19 protein-coding genes are annotated in these 16608 nt (G+C 65.7%); 6 read left to right on the top strand and 13 right to left on the bottom strand.

What is annotated here, in order from left to right; translation table 11 throughout:
• Nucleotides 1-135: 135 nt before the first annotated feature.
• The 4 genes from ACEN8I_RS22495 to petA all read right to left on the bottom strand — a co-directional run bounded on the left by ACEN8I_RS22495 (nucleotide 136) and on the right by petA (nucleotide 2599).
• On the bottom strand, nucleotides 136-591 hold the full coding sequence (locus ACEN8I_RS22495) for a DUF4864 domain-containing protein (RefSeq protein WP_413330855.1): 456 nt from the start codon (nucleotides 589-591) through the stop codon (nucleotides 136-138).
• 123 nt (nucleotides 592-714) lie between these two features.
• On the bottom strand, nucleotides 715-1587 hold the full coding sequence (locus tag ACEN8I_RS22490) for a PhzF family phenazine biosynthesis protein (protein WP_413330854.1): 873 nt from the start codon (nucleotides 1585-1587) through the stop codon (nucleotides 715-717).
• 70 nt (nucleotides 1588-1657) lie between these two features.
• Complete coding sequence (locus ACEN8I_RS22485; protein ID WP_413330853.1) at nucleotides 1658-1894, bottom strand: hypothetical protein; 237 nt, start codon at nucleotides 1892-1894, stop codon at nucleotides 1658-1660.
• A gap of 96 nt (nucleotides 1895-1990) precedes the next feature.
• Complete coding sequence (gene petA / locus ACEN8I_RS22480) at nucleotides 1991-2599, bottom strand: ubiquinol-cytochrome c reductase iron-sulfur subunit (protein ID WP_413330852.1); 609 nt, start codon at nucleotides 2597-2599, stop codon at nucleotides 1991-1993.
• Nucleotides 2600-2802: 203 nt separating this feature from the next.
• Here petA and ACEN8I_RS22475 point away from each other — a divergent pair, with 203 nt between their 5' ends.
• Nucleotides 2803-3465, top strand: a complete 663-nt coding sequence (locus ACEN8I_RS22475) for an alpha/beta hydrolase (RefSeq protein WP_413330851.1) — start codon at nucleotides 2803-2805, stop codon at nucleotides 3463-3465.
• A gap of 10 nt (nucleotides 3466-3475) precedes the next feature.
• Here ACEN8I_RS22475 and ACEN8I_RS22470 read toward each other — a convergent pair whose 3' ends face one another.
• From ACEN8I_RS22470 to ACEN8I_RS22460, 3 genes are all read right to left on the bottom strand, one after another.
• Nucleotides 3476-4765, bottom strand: a complete 1290-nt coding sequence (locus ACEN8I_RS22470) for an MFS transporter (RefSeq protein WP_413330850.1) — start codon at nucleotides 4763-4765, stop codon at nucleotides 3476-3478.
• Between the two features lie 50 nt (nucleotides 4766-4815).
• Complete coding sequence (locus tag ACEN8I_RS22465; RefSeq protein WP_413330849.1) at nucleotides 4816-5508, bottom strand: GspH/FimT family pseudopilin; 693 nt, start codon at nucleotides 5506-5508, stop codon at nucleotides 4816-4818.
• 199 nt (nucleotides 5509-5707) lie between these two features.
• A complete protein-coding gene (locus ACEN8I_RS22460; RefSeq protein ID WP_413330848.1) occupies nucleotides 5708-6481 on the bottom strand; it encodes a hypothetical protein in 774 nt (257 codons plus the stop codon).
• 357 nt (nucleotides 6482-6838) lie between these two features.
• Between ACEN8I_RS22460 and gshA the strand changes: the two genes are divergently transcribed.
• On the top strand, nucleotides 6839-8410 hold the full coding sequence (gshA, locus tag ACEN8I_RS22455) for a glutamate--cysteine ligase (protein ID WP_413330847.1): 1572 nt from the start codon (nucleotides 6839-6841) through the stop codon (nucleotides 8408-8410).
• Nucleotides 8411-8456: 46 nt separating this feature from the next.
• Here the strand turns inward: gshA and ACEN8I_RS22450 are convergent, their stop codons facing one another.
• Complete coding sequence (locus tag ACEN8I_RS22450) at nucleotides 8457-8660, bottom strand: oxidoreductase-like domain-containing protein (protein WP_413330846.1); 204 nt, start codon at nucleotides 8658-8660, stop codon at nucleotides 8457-8459.
• 15 nt (nucleotides 8661-8675) lie between these two features.
• On the bottom strand, nucleotides 8676-8951 hold the full coding sequence (locus ACEN8I_RS22445; protein WP_413330845.1) for a hypothetical protein: 276 nt from the start codon (nucleotides 8949-8951) through the stop codon (nucleotides 8676-8678).
• A gap of 228 nt (nucleotides 8952-9179) precedes the next feature.
• On the opposite strand from ACEN8I_RS22445, the gene ACEN8I_RS22440 reads away from it, so the two are divergent.
• Complete coding sequence (locus tag ACEN8I_RS22440) at nucleotides 9180-10022, top strand: MipA/OmpV family protein (RefSeq protein ID WP_413330843.1); 843 nt, start codon at nucleotides 9180-9182, stop codon at nucleotides 10020-10022.
• 137 nt (nucleotides 10023-10159) lie between these two features.
• Here the strand turns inward: ACEN8I_RS22440 and ACEN8I_RS22435 are convergent, their stop codons facing one another.
• On the bottom strand, nucleotides 10160-11590 hold the full coding sequence (locus ACEN8I_RS22435; RefSeq protein WP_413330841.1) for an ATP-binding protein: 1431 nt from the start codon (nucleotides 11588-11590) through the stop codon (nucleotides 10160-10162).
• The gene (locus tag ACEN8I_RS22430) at nucleotides 11587-12252 is read right to left on the bottom strand and encodes a response regulator transcription factor (protein ID WP_413330839.1); all 666 of its coding nucleotides are present in this window, start codon (nucleotides 12250-12252) and stop codon (nucleotides 11587-11589) included. The genes ACEN8I_RS22435 and ACEN8I_RS22430 overlap by 4 nt, the downstream gene beginning before the upstream one ends.
• A gap of 332 nt (nucleotides 12253-12584) precedes the next feature.
• Here ACEN8I_RS22430 and ylqF point away from each other — a divergent pair, with 332 nt between their 5' ends.
• On the top strand, nucleotides 12585-13553 hold the full coding sequence (gene ylqF, locus ACEN8I_RS22425; RefSeq protein WP_413330838.1) for a ribosome biogenesis GTPase YlqF: 969 nt from the start codon (nucleotides 12585-12587) through the stop codon (nucleotides 13551-13553).
• 21 nt (nucleotides 13554-13574) lie between these two features.
• On the opposite strand, the gene ACEN8I_RS22420 is transcribed toward ylqF, so the two are convergent.
• The gene (locus tag ACEN8I_RS22420) at nucleotides 13575-13775 is read right to left on the bottom strand and encodes a DUF2892 domain-containing protein (RefSeq protein ID WP_413330837.1); all 201 of its coding nucleotides are present in this window, start codon (nucleotides 13773-13775) and stop codon (nucleotides 13575-13577) included.
• A 26-nt stretch (nucleotides 13776-13801) separates the two neighbouring features.
• Entirely contained in the window at nucleotides 13802-14239 is a 438-nt protein-coding gene (locus ACEN8I_RS22415) for a universal stress protein (protein ID WP_413330836.1), read from the bottom strand.
• A 273-nt stretch (nucleotides 14240-14512) separates the two neighbouring features.
• Here ACEN8I_RS22415 and ACEN8I_RS22410 point away from each other — a divergent pair, with 273 nt between their 5' ends.
• Together ACEN8I_RS22410 and ACEN8I_RS22405 are read left to right on the top strand one after the other, a co-directional pair.
• Nucleotides 14513-15082: a hemerythrin domain-containing protein gene (locus ACEN8I_RS22410; RefSeq protein ID WP_413330835.1), complete on the top strand. Its 570-nt coding sequence runs from the start codon at nucleotides 14513-14515 to the stop codon at nucleotides 15080-15082.
• 245 nt (nucleotides 15083-15327) lie between these two features.
• A complete protein-coding gene (locus ACEN8I_RS22405) occupies nucleotides 15328-15942 on the top strand; it encodes a hypothetical protein (protein WP_413330834.1) in 615 nt (204 codons plus the stop codon).
• Nucleotides 15943-16608: the final 666 nt, after the last annotated feature.

The raw sequence follows: 16608 nt of genomic DNA, 5'->3' as shown, positions 1-16608 counted from the left end.
CATGTATCGGCTTCCTGCCTTGAGACCGCGGCCCGCGGTGACGTCTTACTTGCACGCGGCGGCACCAGGCTGGCAAGACCCTGCGGCGGCTCTCCCCTGAAGCGCGGGGCACGGTGCCCAGCGAACGCCCAGGCCTCAGGCCATGCGGCCCCTGTTTTCGACCACCACACAGCCGGTGATGCGCCACGCTTTGTTGCTTTGCCGTTCCAGGCTGTAAACCGCGAGCCACGAAACGCCGCTGCTGTCGGCCATCTGCACGCGCTGGACCGCCTGGTCGTCCTTGCCGTCGGGTTTGAGGAAGGCGACCGAGGCGGGTCGGTACACCACCGGGTAATCGCGTCGCACCATGGCCATGAAGGCCTGGGCCGTTCCCAGCGTTTTACGGACATTGGGCGCGGCAAAGGAAAACGCCTTGGCCGCGTCGTCCCTGGCGAAGGCCGCAAGCTGCCCCTCCACGGCGGCGCGCACGCCTTTCTCGTCGGCGGGTGCCAGCGGGTCGGCATGGGCCGCGCCGCACAGCAGCATGGCCGCCGCGAATGCGGCCAGCAGGCGGCGCCATAGCGCCAGAGCCGGGTGTGAATGCGTCTTCATGCTTGCCTCCTCTGTTGCCGCGGCGCGCGCGGCTGCCATGCCAAAAAACCAACGCCTTGCCGCATCATGCCGCAAGCAGGCTTTTAGCGGGTACGCAGCTTGCGCTGCTGCGGATGCGCCGCGTTAAATCAGTTCGCCGCGGGCCAGCACCACGACGCCGCCGCTGACCATGATGTCGCCGGCCGCATCGGCCTGCACCATGATCTTGCTGGGGCGCCCGACAAAGCGCCCCTGCTTCAGCGTGATGAGTTCGCCCGCCGCCGCCACGCCATGCTGGATCAAATAGGCACCCACGGGGCCGGCCGCGCTGCCGGTCGCGATGTCTTCGACCAGCCCGGCGTTGTCCCAGGTGCGGCCTTCGCGCGCCGCGACGTCGAACACGTAGGCGAACTTGGCGCCCACCGTGGCCAGCAGCGCCTCGAAGGCCGGGTGCACGACGCGCGCGCGGTCCAGGCCGCCGGCAGCGGGCACCAGCAGGTAGGGCAGGCCGGTCGACACGACCTGCAGCGGAAAGCGGATGTCCAGCTGGGAGGCGTCGAGGTTGAGCGCCTCCAGAAAGGCCTGGCTTTCGGCACGGCCCAGCGGCGGCTGCAGCGCGGCCTTGCCCTGGTTCATGCGGGCGTCGTAGGTGGCCGCCGTACCCTCCAGCCGCTTGGTGGACAGCGCGACCGCGCGCGTGCCCAGCATCAGGGTCCAGTCGGCGGAAGCTTGCCCGGCGGCATGCAGGTGGTGCAGCAGACCGGCTGCGCCCAGCATGGGATGGCCCGCGAAATCGAGCTCTTCCTCCATCGTGAAGATGCGCGCCTCAAAGCGACGGCCGGGGCCGGCGGGCGTGAGGAAGATGCTTTCGAACTGCCGCATCTCCACCGCCAGGCGCTGCATTGCACGTGCCGGCAGCGGGCTCTCGGGCAGGAAGACCGACAGGCCGTTGCCGGCCAGCGCTTCATGGGTAAACACATCGACCTGGTAGTAGCCCAGGCCCGTCAAGGAAGTCATGCTGTTTCTCCTGGAGGCCGCGCATGATGGCGGCCGGCAGGGGAATTATCGCGGGGCCAGGAACAGGTTCTTAGATGCCGAGAATCTTCTTGGCGCTGCCCAGCGCCTTCATCGAGTCGTCGTGCTTGCCTTCCTTGTGGAATTTTTCGCCGTCGGCGCGCAGTTCCTTGACCTTGCTCATGTCGGCGGGCGACAGCTTGGGGTTGGTCATCAGCTTGGCGTCTATGGCTTTCATTTCGTTGGGGCAGTTGTGGGCCAAAGCCAGGGAGGATGTGGCAAGCGCCACGGCGGCAATGATGAGCTTCATGGGAATCTCCACCTGCGTCAGAAAATGCTGACGGGAAATACTAGCAAGCCGCAGGACTGCTCACAAGGGCGCTTGCCCGTAGGGCCGGCTGGTTGGCTAGCCGATCTGCAGCTGGGAATCGCCGATGAACTGGTAGGGCGGAATCTCCAGGTTGGTCGGCGCCGGCACGTTTTTCACCACGCGACCGGCCAGGTCGAAGCGGGAGCCGTGGCAGGGGCAAAAAAATCCGCCGGGCGCGTGCAGCTCGGCATTGAGCGCGCTGTCATCCAGGCGCAGGGTCGGCGAGCAGCCCAAGTGGGTGCACACCCCCACAGCCACCAGGATCTCAGGGCGCTCGGAACGGGTTGCGTTGGCGCAGGATTTGGGTTGCTCGGAGCGCTCGGACTGCGGGTCCGCCAGCACCGGGTTGGCCTGTTGCAGCGCGCGCACCATCTCGTCGCTGCGGCGCATCAGCCAGACGGGCTTGCCACGCCAGGCCACTGTGCGCAGCTCCCCCGTTGCCAGCGTGGAAATATCCGCAAGCACCGGGCCGCCCTCGGCGCGTGCCGCCTCAGAAGGCGCCAGGCTGGCGGCAAAAGGATAGGCGGCGGCCAGCAGGCCGGCGCCGGCGGCGATGCCGGTCGCTGCCGCCAGCAGGCTTCGCCGGTCGGCGTCCTGCAGGGTCCCTTCGTCAATCGCGTGAACCAGTTCTGTGATGGTCAGCATGGTTTGGCTTTTTCAGGGCGGCAATTGGATGCGCTGTTTCATATTGTCGCCACACCGTAGCCCAATCGCCAGCTGCTCAGTGCGGCCGCAAACCATTGTTCTCGGGTCAGCTTAGGCTGGCCTTAAACAAAAAGAGGGCGGGCAGGCGGAGGCGCCTAAAATTCCCCGCAGCTGTTACATGAACCACCTGGATACATCACCCCATGCCACTCGAAGTCCTTGAAGCCCAGACGGGCGACAACCCCGTCGCCACCATCCTCATCATGCACGGCCTGGGGGCGGACGGGCGCGACTTCGTGCCGATTGCCGAGCAGCTCAATCTCTCCAGCGTGGGCCCTGTGCGTTTCCTGTTCCCGAGCGCGCCCTCGATTCCCGTGACCATCAACGGCGGCTACGTCATGCCGGCCTGGTACGACCTGCTGGGCGCCGACCTGGTGAGCCGGCAGGACGAGGCCGGGCTGCGCAAGTCGCAGGTCGACATCGAGGCGCTGATCGCCCATGAAACATCGCGCGGCATTCCCGCCAGCCGCATCGTGATCGCGGGCTTCTCGCAGGGCTGCGCCATGGCGCTGATGACGGGCCTGCGCCACCGCGAGCGGCTGGCCGGCATCGCGGGGCTGTCGGGTTACCTGCCGCTGGCCGACAAGACCGCCGGTGAGCGCAGCGCCGCCAACCGGGATGTGCCCATCTTCCTGGCCCATGGCACGTATGACGGCGTGGTCGTGTTGCCGCGCGCCAGCGCCACGCGCGACGCGCTCACGGCCATGGGCTACCCGGTTGAATGGCATGAGTACCCGATGGAGCACTCGGTGTGCCCGCAGGAAATCGTCGACCTCGAGAAGTGGCTGCTAAAAGTCCTGGCGTAAGGACATTGGCTCAAGCCGGCTGGGCCGTCCGCGCATCCCGCGCCATGCGCCGTACGCGCCACAGCAGGAAAAACGCGATGCTGAAGTTCAGCAGATTCCAGGCCACGCCGTTGAGAAAAGCCGCATGGTAGGAGCCGGTCAGGTCGAACACCTTGCCTGACATCCAGCCGCCCAGTGCCATGCCCAGCAGGGACGCCATGATGACCGTGCCCACGCGCGCGCCGGCCTCGGCGGGTTCGAAGTATTCGCGCACGATGATGGCGTAGGCCGGCACGAGGCCGCCCTGGAAAAGGCCAAAGAGCGCGGCGATGACATACAGCGACACCAGCCCGTCAAAAGGCAGGAACAGCAGCAGCGCGATGCCCTGCAGCACCGAGCCCAGCATCAAGGTGCGCAGCCCGCCTATGCGGTCGCAGATCGCGCCCGACACCAGGCGGCTGACCACGCCGCAGGCCAGCATCAGCGACAGCATTTCGGCGCCGCGCGCCGCGCCGTAGCCCAGGTCGGTACAATAAGACACGATGTGCACCTGCGGCATGGCCATGGCCACGCAGCAGGCCACGCTGGCCACGCACAGCAGTGTTTGCGCCGCGCCAGGGCTCAAGCCGAAAGGCATGCTGCTGGCGGTGGCCGGCAGGCCGCTGTTGCCCACGCTGGAAGCCACGGCCAAGGGCGGGCGCTTGCGCATCAGCAGGGCCAGCCCGGCCATGGCCACGAAACTGAAAATGCCCAAGCCGAGGTAGGTCTGCCGCCAGCCCACGCTTTCCACAAAATGCTGCACGATGGGCGGCCAGATCGCGCCGCCCAGGTAGTTGCCGCTGGCGCACACCGCCACGGCAAAACCGCGCCGGCGCACAAACCACAAAGAGGTGTCGGCCAGCAAGGGCGCAAAGGTGGCGGCTGACCCGAGAAAGCCGATCAGCAAGCCATGCGCCAGCGAAAACATCCAGATATTGCCGGCCGTGGCCGCCAGCGCAAAACCCAGGCCCAGGCCCGTCGCGCCTATGAGCAACGGCACCATCACGCCGAAACGGTCGGCGAGCCGGCCCATCATCACGCCGCCCACGCCGAAACCTATCATCAGCAAGGTGTAGGGAATGGAGGCATCGGCACGCGTGACGCCGAACTCGGCCTGTACCGCCGGCAGCACTACGGCGACCACATACATGCCGCAGGCGCCCACGGTCATCAGGGCCAGTGTGACCATCAGCCGCATCACGGCATAGCGCGAGTCAACGAGTGAGGAGGAATCCTGGGGGTGAAGTTGTGCGGGGGTGGTGGATGCGGGCGGAGGGCTCATCGACCCAAGCGTACACCAGCCGCGGGCGCGCTGCAGGACGCCCAGGCTATTCAGGCGCAGGGGGCCTCACCTGCCTGCACGCGCACCCGGCCTCCCATATTCATGCACAGGGTGCGGGTGTAGCTGCTGTTGGTGGAGAGGGCGCCCTCCGCCTGCACCAGCCAGCGGGCTTGCAGGCCCACGGCGCGGCCGGTGGCATCAAAGCTGATGTAGTTGCGATTGTTGACGGGGCTGCCCGCGTGGTTGACCGCCAGGAAACTCCCGGCGTTCGCGAAGGCCTCCTGGATGCGCATCACGGTATCGGTGCCGCTGTCGAAGGCGCCGTCGCTGTCTTCGTCGGTAAAAACAAACCAGCCCTCCCGCCAGCCGCCGACGGCCGCGCCGTTCCCGCTGGAGCATTTGGGCGGGTGGGCCACCGGATCGGCGCTTCGGCAAATGGTGACGGTTTTCCCGCGCCGTATGGCTTCGCCGCGGGCATAGTGGGTGTCGGCCACGAAGGCGTTGACGGTTGCGGAGACACGGGTGCTGGCGACCAATCCCAGGAAGGACGGAATCGCAAAGCCCGCCACAATCGCGATGATGGCCAGGGCCACCAGCAATTCGACCAGGGTGAGCCCGCGCGGTAGCGGGCAGGTTGAGAGACGGCGCGTGCCGGCCGGTGGGGCGGCTTGCAAGGGAGCGTTGTCGAGGCGCTGGGGCGTGGTCGCGGCAGGGGCGGCCGCAGCCTGGTGCTGCAAATTCATGGCGGCTGATCCGGATGTTTGGAAGGAACATCCGGACCGTACTGGAGGCCGCCGCGCCGGCGCGGGTCAATTGTCCGCTGCCGGACTTTGATTGCTGGAAATCGTGTGCGATGTCATTCGGCGCGAAACGGGAGCGGTTTCGCGCGGGCGCCGCGGGGATGCGGCTGCCGTGTGTTGGCGGGACGGCCGCCTGGCGGCCTTACAGCGGCGAAGGCTGGGTGGCTTCGTAGCCGACCGGACCGATCGCGCCATCGGTCTTGATGCCCAGTTCCTGGTCGCGGATGCGAAACAGGCGTTCCAGGTCCTTCATGGCATCGTTGTCGGCTGCTGCGGGCGCGGCCGCGGCCAGCGCGGCTTGTTCCGCTTGCGGCGTTTGAGGCGTTTGCGGCGGCTGGGCCTGGGCCAGTGATGCAAGTATGGGCGCGGCGGCTGCGGCGGCGGCGGCCGCGGTCATCGGCGCGCTTGCCGCTGGGACGGGCTGGATCAGGGGCTGGCCGGCGCGCGGCGGCGCCATGCGGGGAGCGGGCTTGGCGACGACCGGGTCGGCCCAATACGATTTGTCGGGCATGCTGCGGTAGGGGCAGGTGTCCGCGATGTCCAGCTGCCATGAAATGCCGTGCAGCCAATGGGCGGCCTGGGGTTCAAAGCGGGTGATCTCGACCATGAGCGCGTTCTGGAAGGCGTATGCGTAGTCCATCAGGCGCTCGTCCCATTCCCGCACGACCAGGCGCACATACATGCCCTGGCCCTTGCTGCGGCTGTTTACCAGCAGCATCTGGCAGTCGATCCAGCGCGGCGGTATGCCGTATTTGCGCAGCGCATCGCGCAGCAGCACCTGCACCAGCTGGCGGCGCGTGGCGTTGTCCGAGCCGTCCTCAATGGTCAGCGGGTTGTCCCGGCCCGAGGCGGGTGTGTGTTTGGCCGCATTTCCATGGCGGGATCCGCCGAACAGCGAAGTTATCAATTTTTTCATTTTGGCGCGCACTCATGGCAGTTTCAGGAGAATTTCCCCCTGAAAAATCAAAGATTTTTGGAGGCTTGTGACCTGAAACACAGGTGTTACTGAATGTTTTTTATCGTCGTCCAGCTTGACCGACAAGTCAAGGAAGTTTCGACAGCCAGGCCTGACCGCGTCGCTCGCTTTCCACATTCAAATGGCTAAAGTGTGTATTTGTGCCGCAAACGCGTGTGCCTGGCCGAAATCCGGCCGGCTTGCCGGCCGGGCGGCCAGACTCCACCCGGCTTGTGCTGGCAAGCCCGCCCGCACCAGCGCAAAGCGGCGGGCTGTGATAACTTCCAGCCAGTTTCAAGAACCTGGGGGAATGACGATATGACCAAGTTGCAGGCGCCCGCGGGCGCGCTACAGGGCCGCCTGAAAGCGCTGACTCCGGACCGGCTCCAGGGCATGCGCCGCGGCATCGAGAAGGAAAGCCTGCGCGCCCAGCCTGGCGGCGGCCTGGCCTTGACGCCGCATCCCGCCGCCCTGGGTTCGGCCCTCACGCACCCGACCATCACCACCGATTTCAGCGAGTCGCAGGTGGAGCTGGTCACGGGCGCGCACAAAAGCCCCGAAGCCGCGCTACAGGAGCTCACGCGGCTGCACCAGTTCACCTACCGCACCATGAAGGCGCTGGGCGACGAAATGCTCTGGGTCTCCAGCATGCCCTGCGGCCTGCCGACCGACGAAACCATTCCGATCGCGCGTTTCGGCTCCTCCAATGTCGGGCGCGCCAAAAGCGTTTACCGCATGGGCCTGTCGCACCGCTACGGCCGGCGCATGCAGACGATCTCGGGCATCCACTACAACTGGTCGCTGCCCGGTGTGAGCAGCGAGCAGTACTTCGCGCTGATCCGTAACTTCCGCCGCCAGGCGTTTTTGCTGCTCTACCTGTTCGGTGCCTCGCCCGCCGTGTGTTCGAGCTTTGTCGAGGGCCGCCAGCATGAGCTGCAGACCCTGAGCGGCAGCACCATGTATATGCCTCACGGCACCTCGCTGCGCATGGGGCGCTTGGGCTACCAGAGCGATGCGCAGGCCTCGCTGGCCGTGAGCTACAACAGCCTGAACGGCTACGGCGCCTCGCTGCAGGACGCGCTGACCCGGCCTTACCCGGCCTACGAGGCGGTCGGCATCCGCAACCCCGGCGGCGACTACAACCAGCTGGCCACCACGCTGCTGCAGATCGAAAACGAGTTCTACGGCACCATTCGCCCCAAGCGCGTCATTTATCCCGGCGAGCGTCCGCTGCATGCGCTGCGCGAGCGCGGCGTCGAGTACATCGAGGTGCGCCTGATGGACCTGGACCCGTTTGAGCCCGTCGGCATCAATGCGCAGACCATGCGTTTTCTCGATGTGTTTTTACTGCACTGCCTGCTCAGCGACAGCCCGAATGACACGCCGCAGGAAATCGCCGAGCTCAAGCACAACCAGCACCAGACCGCGGCGCGCGGCCGCGAGCCGGGCCTCAAGCTCAAGCGTGGCGGGCAGGAAGTCACGCTGACGGGCTGGGGTGCCGAGGTGCTGGCGCAATGCGCGCCCATTGCCGCCGCGCTGGACGCCGCGCACGGCGGCACGCAGTACAGCGATACGCTGACGGCCGCAAGCGCCGCCTTGCTCGACCCATCCACCTTGCCCTCGGCCCGCGTGCTGGCGGCCATGGCCCGCGATCACGGCAACTCCTTCGTCGGCTTCGCGCGCGCGCAGTCCCAGAAAACCCAGGCCCTGCTGCAGGCGCTGCCGCTGAGCGCGGACGAGATCGCGCACTTTGCCGCGCTGACCGAGGAGTCCATCCAGGCGCAAAAGAAAATCGAAGCCTCGGACACCATGCCCTTCGAGATTTACCGCCAGCAGTATGTCTCGGCCGAACGCCTGGGCGTGCCGGGCCGCGAGGCCGTGGCCATCTGATCTACCTGGTGTCCCTGGGCGCAGCCCGGGGACCGGCGCCTTGCACTCAGTCCTCGAGCTTTAACAGGGCCTCTTCGCGCCAGTAGTCCACCGCGTCGTACCAGCCTTCCCAGACGCAGCCGTTGCAGCCGCGGCCGCAGCAGCTGTCGGGCTCGGCCGGTGGTTGCCGCAGCGTGATGCCGGCGGCGGCCGCCTGCCGCTGCAAATCGGCAAACATCGCCAGCGCGGCGTCGCGGTCCGTGTCAGGCATGGGCCCAGGTAAACGTCAGGCTTTGGCGTTTGCCGCCATGCGCCTGCGCGCATAGAGGCCCACAAAAGCGCAGCCCAGCACCAGCGCGAACCAGCCCACCAGCGACGACCTGGCGACGATGCCCTGCATGCCTGGCGAGGTGATGAAGTAGGGCGAGACCAGCACGCCCAAACCTATCAGCGTGCAGAGAATGCCTTTGATCAACACTTCGTTGTTGGCCTTGAGGTCGGCGGCGGCCTGGCGGCGGGCGGGAACCACGGGTTTCTGTTCAGGGGCGGCGGGTAAGGGCATGAAGGCTCGATGTGTGGGTGGATTGCGGGGCGGCTTGCTTGCGGCCCTGGTGTGCGTTGCTGCGTTCCGGTGGGCCCGCAGCTGCGATACCCCGATTGTCCTCCATCGCGCCCCGGTGGGTACGCGGCGAGCCCGGCCGCCCTTAATGATTTCTTAATACCCCTAAGAAGTCCTTAAATTCGCATCGGCATCATCCGCTCCAGCTCAACCCACCTGGAGAACCTGAAGATGACATCCCGCCCATCGCGACCCGCCGCCAAACCCTCCGCGAAACCGGCGCCAGCCCGCCCGGGCGCGGCAGCGGCCAAGGCCTCGCTGCCGCTCTTTTCGCTGTTCCTGTTCGCGGCCCTGGCGCAGCAACCGGCCGCCGCCCAGCCCAAGCCCGCGCAGGCCGAGGGTGAATCCCCCTGGGGGCTGGGCCTGGGTGTCGGCATGGAGCGCAAGCCCTACCGCGACTTTGACAACAAGACCAGGCTGCTCCCGCTGCTCAGCTATGAGAACAAGTGGATCAGCGTCGCCGGCCTCGGCCTCGATCTGAAACTGCCCTCGGCCGGCCCGGTGTCATTCCGCCTGCGCGCGCGGTATTCGATGGAAGGCTACGAGGCCTCGGACTCGCCTTTCCTGGCCGGCATGGACGAGCGCAAGGACGGCATCTGGCTGGGCGGCGCCGCCGTCTGGCGCAACGACATCGCCAACCTCTCGGCCGAACTGCTGGGCGACGCTTCGGGCAACAGCAAGGGCACGAAGTTGAGGCTGATGGTGGACCGCCGCTTCCAGGCGGGCAGTTTCGACATCACGCCGCGCCTGGCCGCGACCCGGCTCGACGACAAATACGTCTCTTATTACTACGGCGTGAATGCCGCCGAAGTGCGCGCCGGCCGGCCCTTTTACCGGGGCGGCTCGGCCGTCAACCTGGAAGCCGGGCTGCGCGTGGGCTATGCGCTGGCGCCGCACCAGAGCCTCTTCCTGGATATGAGCACCACCAAACTGGGCTCCAGCATCAAGGACAGCCCGCTGGTTGACCGCTCCAGCCAGAGCGGTGTGCGTGTTGGGTATCTGTATCGCTTCTAAGGGGTCCTACCGGGCCGCGGCCCCTCGCTTCAAGTTCCCGCAGTTCTTACATGAAGGAGTTAGCAAATATGCAAGCCGACACCCTCTATCTCATGAAGATCATGAAGAAAGCCGCCTGGCGCGGCTGGATACATGCCTTAAGCTGGTTGCGCAGGCACCGCGCTTACCCCGGTTAAGCCGGCTGAGCCGGCCCCACCGGCCGGCAGCGGAAACAGCACCCGCACGCTGAAGCCCTTGCCGTCCAGACCTACCCCGGTCTCGATGGTCGCCTCGTGCAGCTGCGCGATGCCGGCCACCAGCGACAGGCCTATGCCGCTGCCGCGCCCGCCGTTGCCGGCGACGCGATGGAAGCGACGAAAAATCGCCTCATGCTCGGCCTCGGGCACGCCGGGGCCGTCGTCGGCCACCTCCAGGCAAACTCGCTCCCCACCGGCATCGTTGCGGTAGCCGCAGCTGAGCTTCACGCGCCCGCCCTCGGCGGTGTAGCGCAACGCGTTGTCCAGCAGGTTGCGCAGCAGGATGCCGATTTCGTCGACGTCGCATTCAATCGGGCAGGGCGTGAGTGCCAGGATGATGGCGCGGCGCTGCTGCTGCGCCTGCATGTCGAACTCCTGGCTCACATGCAGGATCAACTCGCTGAGGTCGGCCAGGCTTTTTTGCGGCCCATGCACACCCGCGTCCATGCGCGCCAGGTCCAGCAACTGGTCCGACAATCGCGTGCTGCGTTCGGCCACGGCCAGAAGCTTGACCAGCGCGGCATCCTTGTCCTGCAGCGTGGTAGCGCGCAAGGCCACCTGGGCCTGCGCCTGCAGGGCCGACAAAGGCGTGCGCAGCTCATGGGCCGCGTCGCCGATAAAACGCCGCTCGCCCTGCATGGCCTGGTCCAGTTGGTCCAGCAGGTGGTTGAAGGACTCGACCAGCGGCCGGATCTCGGCGGGCAGCTGTGCCACCGGCAGCGGCGTGAGGTCAAACTTGCGGCGGCTGCGCACCGCCGCTTCCAGTGCCGTCAGGGGGCGCAGAGATTTGCCCACCGCGAACCACATCAGCAGGCCGGCCACCGTCAGCAGCAGCATTGTCAGGCCCATCATCGCGAAAATCTTGTGCTGTATTTCCTTGTCGATCACGCTGTGCCGCACCGCCACCTGTACGCTGACTTCGCCGGTGCTGTCGGATACCGAGAAGACGCGCCAGCGCTCGCCGTTGACGGTGGAACTGGTAAAGCCGTCTCCGAAGGACGGCAGCAACGGGACCCATGGCGAATCCGGTGCCCGCACGATCAGGTTCTTGCGGTTCGCCCATACCTGGAAGGTCAGGTCGACGTAGCGCGGCATGTTCTCGTCGCGCAATTGCAGCCCCTGGTCAAATGAGGGTTTGAGCTTCGCGTTTCTGGGAATTGCTGTCAGGATCTTGGTGCCTATGGCCTGCAGTTTGCTGTCCCAGAGGCCGCTCTCGCCGCGCAAGGTATAGGCCAGCAGCACGCTGAGCGCGCCGGCCCAGCACAGCGTGAGGGCCAGGCCCAGCACCAGCAGCACGCGCCCTTTGAGCGACTTGACGGGACACAGCGTCACGGCCTGGCCTCGCCGATCATGTAACCCTGGCCGTGCACCGTGGTGATCAGGTGCTCACCCAGCTTGCGCCGCAGCTGGTGGATGAAGACCGCGATGGTGTTGCTCTCGATCGCCGTGGTGTTGCCATAGACCACGTCCTCCAGGTGGTCGCGCGTGACCACATGGCCGGGCCGCTCCAGCAAGGCCAGCAGCGTGCGGTATTCATGCGCGCTCAGGGCCACGCGCACGCCGGCGCGTGTGACGGCGCGCTTGCTGCGGTCCAGGCTGATGTCGCCATAGGTGTGCACCGGCACCACCTTGCCCTGGCTGCGGCGCATCACGGCGCGCACCCGCGCCCAGAGTTCATCGACCTGGAAGGGTTTCACGAGGTAATCGTCGGCGCCCGCATCCAGCCCCTGGATGCGCTCGCTGAGCTGGCCGCGCGCCGTCAGAATCAGCACCGGCGTCACGTCGTAGCGCCCGCGCAGGGCCCGCAGCACCGTCAGCCCCGAATCGCCCGGCAGGCCCAGGTCCAGCAGTACGGCCTCGTAGACATGGTCGGCCAGCGCCAGCCTGGCGGAGGGGGCGTCGCCCACATGGTCCACCGTCCAGGCAATCTGGCGCGCGGCGTCGCACACCGCTTCGGCCAGCATGGCGTCGTCTTCTACCAGCAGCAGGTGCACAGGAATAGCCTCTTTCGGTCGCTGTTGTTGTGGCTGGCCTGGTTATCCCCGGCCCGCTTGTCCCATGCAGCTATCGTGCCGGGGAGCCATTAAGCAGTTATTAACAAGCGCCCCCGTCCAGGCTCACTGCGTGTAGCCTGTTCCCCCCTCGAGGGGGCGGTGCCTGCGGTCTGGCAAAGCCAGTCCCGCGGCCCCCACTGATTGTGCCCGCTGACCGCCCCATACCCAGTCTGGTACCGGGCTGCCCGCAGCGGCGACAATTGGGGGATCGCAGGGGCCTGGAGGCCCCTGGCCCTGAACCCGCAAACAAGCAAACAAAAGAGAGATTCCCGATGGCCATCCAGTGGTTTCCCGGTCACATGCATCTGACCAAAAAAGCCATTCAAGAGCGCATCAAGGAAATTGATGTGGTCATTGAGCTGCTGGACGCGCGCCTGCCCGGCTCCAGCGCCAATCCCATGCTGGCCGAACTCACCAGCGGCAAGCCCGCCCTCAAGGTGCTCAACAAGCGCGACCTGGCCGACCCCGCGCGCACGCCGCTGTGGCTGGAGCATTACAACAGCCTGCCCAATACCCGCGCCATCGAGCTGGACGCCAGCGAAACCACGCCCGCGCGCCGCCTCATTGACGCCTGCCACGCGCTCGCGCCCACGCGCGGCAGCATGGTCAAGCCCATGCGCGTGCTGATCTGCGGCATTCCCAACGTCGGCAAGTCCACGCTGATCAACACGCTGACCGGCAAGCGCGCCACCAAGACCGGCGACGAGGCCGGCATCACCAAGGTCGAGCAGCGCCTGGTGCTGGCCGATGGCTTCTATTTGTGGGACACGCCCGGCATGCTGTGGCCGCGCATCATCGTCGCCAAAAGCGGCTACAACCTCGCCGCCAGCGGCGCCATAGGCCGCAATGCTTTCGACGAGGAAGAGGTCGGACTGGAGCTGCTGGACTACCTGATCAAGCACTACCCCGGCTTGCTGGAGGCGCGTTACAAAGTGGAAGTGGCGCCCGGCATCACCGACGAGCAATTGCTCGAGGCGATAGGCCGCAAGCGCGGCGCGGTGCTGGCCAAGGGCCGCGTCAACCTGCAAAAAGCCGCCGAAATCGTGATCCACGAATTCCGCGCCGCCACCCTGGGCCGCATCACGCTGGAGACACCCGCCGAATTCGCCGAATGGCTGGCGGCGGGCCGCTTGCTGGATGCCGAGCGGCAGGTCAAAAAAGACAAGATCGAGACCAACCGGCTCATCAAGTTCAAGAAAATCCCGCGGCCGCCGCGCTCCGGCAAGACCGGCGAATCCTGACGTCCGTCTCAGGGCGATGGTTTACTTCGGGCTGGTTTCGCAGGTCCGTATGCCGAGCAGCGTGTATGCCGGACACCAGCCCAGCAGGCCCGTCGCCAGAGGGATCAGTCCCAGCAGCGCCCACCATCGGTAGGCGGGCTCCGCCACAAAATACAGGCCCAGGATGGCGAGCCCCGCCACGATGCGCACCGCCCGGTCGGCGGTGCCTGCATTTTTTTCCATGATGAACTCCTTTTTGAAAATGGGTTTCAGTGCAGCACCAGCACCGGTTTTTTGCTGTGTGACAGCACCTTCTGGGTTTCGCTGCCCAGCAGGAAGCCGGCGATGCCCTTGCGGCCGTGCGAAGCCATCACGATCAGGTCGCAAGCCTTGCCTTCCGCCATCCGGACGATGGCTTCGAACGGCTGGTTGGCGGTGACGCAGACGGTCTCGCAGGGCACGCCCTCCTTGTCCGCGGCTTTTTTCAGCGCGGACAGGTAGACATCCGCCCGCGCCTGGCATTCCCTGATGAATTGCTCCCGCGTGTTCTCCAGCATCTGCACCTGGTAGGTCAGCAGATGGAACTCCTGCATCACATGCAGGCCCGTGATCCTGGCCTCGGCGTCCTTGGCGAAGGCCACGGCCTGCGTGATGGCGCGTTCCGAAGCGGGCGAGCCGTCGGTGGGTAACAGGATATGGTTGAACATGGCAGTCTCCTTGCGGTCCAGAGCTTGTGCGGCGCCTGCGCCGAGGCCCTCGGGAATGAAGCGTTTTCAGTCTAGGCCTGCGGCCGGCGAACGGCTTGACCCAGGTCAAGGCCTCGCGTGAAGGGCGGCCCCGGGGCATCCATTTCCCCGGCGGCAGGCCGCAGCCGGATGCGCCGGCCTTGATCTTCGTCAAGGCCGGCAGCGGCGGCGGCTGGCATTCTTGGTGGAACGAATCACCATCCACCGGAGGCTGCCATTCACAAACATGCCTGCGTGCAAATCATCCTCGATGAGCACGCCTCCCTTTCCGCCATGCTGCGCTCCATGCCCATGATGGTGGCGCGCGGCCCGGGCGACCATGCGCAGAAGTTTTTCGACGTGCTGCGGGCCATGCTGTTTTACATCGACGAGTTTCCCGAGCGCCTGCACCACCCGAAAGAATCGGACCTGCTGTTTCCGCGCGTGGTGCGCCTGGCGCCGGCGGTCATGCCCGTTGTGGAGCGGCTCGAGCGCGACCACATGAGCGGCGAGAAGGCCGTGCGTGAACTGCAGCACCTGCTGCTGGCCTGGGAACTGCTGGGCGAGCCGCGCAAAGCCGACTTTGAGCTGCATTGCAAACGCTATGTGGACTTTTACCTGGAACACATGCGGCTGGAAGAGACGGTCATCCTGCCGGAAGCGGAAAAGGTACTCAGTGAGGCCGACTGGAAGGAACTGGACGCGGCGTTTCTGGAAAACCGCGACCCGCTCGGCGGTCGGCACGTGGTGGATCCGGTGTATGACCGCTTGTTTTCGCGCATCGTCATGGAGGCACCGGCGCCCATAGGGCTGGGTGACGCCTGAGGCCGTCCGGTGCCGGCTGAGCTCGCAGACGCGACATTCGTACCGGCTGAACATCCGTTTGCCTTACACGGCAATCTCCCGCGCGGGTAAACACTTTATGCACTGGACCGCACAACAGCCCCTGAAAGGCCGCAGTTCAGCAGAGCAGCTCCGAGAGCCGCTTGCCCGACCTGGGATGGCACTTCGGCCACCGCAAGCAGCCCTCCGGGTTGCTGGCCATTCCATCCAGAAAGCAGGAGAACTCCATGACATCAAAACTGTTGACCGCCTCTTTATTGGCGAGCGCCTTGGTGGCCGGCCTGGGCATGGCCCCGACCGTGGCCATGGCGCAAAACACCAACACCCCGGGCATTGACAACGCGCAGCAGGCCATCAGCGCGCGCATCCAGCAGGGCATGCAGGCCGGCCGCATCACGCCGTCCGAGGCGCAGGAGCTGTACGCGCGCGACCGCGACATTTCCATGCGCGAGAACCGCTACAAGTCCGACGGCAATGCCACGCCGCAGGAGCGCCAGCAACTGCGGGCCGACCTGGAAGGCCTGAGCGCTGAAGTCGAACGCAAGATCGCCAACAACGTGGTCGTCGGCCAGCCGGGCTACAACCCAAACACCCCCGGCGTGGACAACAGCCAGTTCAACATCAGCCAGCGCATCGACGAAGGCGTGCGCACCGGCCGAATCAGCGAGCGCGAGGCGCGCAGGCTGCACGGCCGTGAACGCATGATCGAGCGCCACGAAGCCAATTTCAAGTCAGACGGCGTAGTGACCAAGCAGGAACGCCGCCAGCTGCGCAATGAGGTGGCCGCTTTGCGCGACCAGGTGGAGCGGATGATGCGGAATGATCGCCGGGGGCGCGGCTAGGCGCCTTTAGAAGAGGCCGGGTCTTGCTCCGGCCTTGCGCGCTCTTCTCCCTCTTTCCTCTGCTGAGATCGGCTGGCCGGGTCTCGCCCCGGCGGGCGACTTACTTTTCTTTGCTTCGCCAAAGAAAAGTAAGCAAAAGAAAGGCGACCCGCAGTCTGGGTCCCTCCGCTGCGCTACGGGCAACCTGCGGTGCTCGAGCCAAGCGGGGTCAAAAACAACTCGCTTCGCTCAGACACGTTTTTGCCCTGATCCGCTTGTCTCTGCGCTCCTCGGCCCAGCCAGGACGGGGCAAGCGGGAGCGGGAACAGAAGACAAATACCAAAGAAAAATTAATCCAAACAAGGACACGCCATGGCGTGTCCTTGTGGTTTCAGGTATTCAGAGCTGTGTCTTCGGCTGTTTGGCTGTTCGATATCCGGGCCCCTTGTGTCTGCGCCGAGGAGCGCAGGTCCAGACGGATAAGGGCAAAAACATGTCTGAGCGAAGCGAGTTGTTTTTGACCCCGTCTGGACCGAGCACCGCAGGTTGCCCGCAGCGAAGCGAAGGGACGCAGACACTAGGGTCGCGGTTTGTTTTTGTTAATTTTTGTGTTTTCGTAAATTAGCTGCGCGAAGTGAGCAAACCCCCCGCGCGGAGCGCGCCGTTTGGCGAAGAAAAGAAAAACCA

The sequence above is a fragment of the Polaromonas sp. CT11-55 genome, assembly GCF_047303325.1.
Taxonomy (GTDB): Bacteria; Pseudomonadota; Gammaproteobacteria; order Burkholderiales; family Burkholderiaceae_C; genus Polaromonas.
This window is presented reverse-complemented; position numbering and strand designations above follow the sequence as displayed.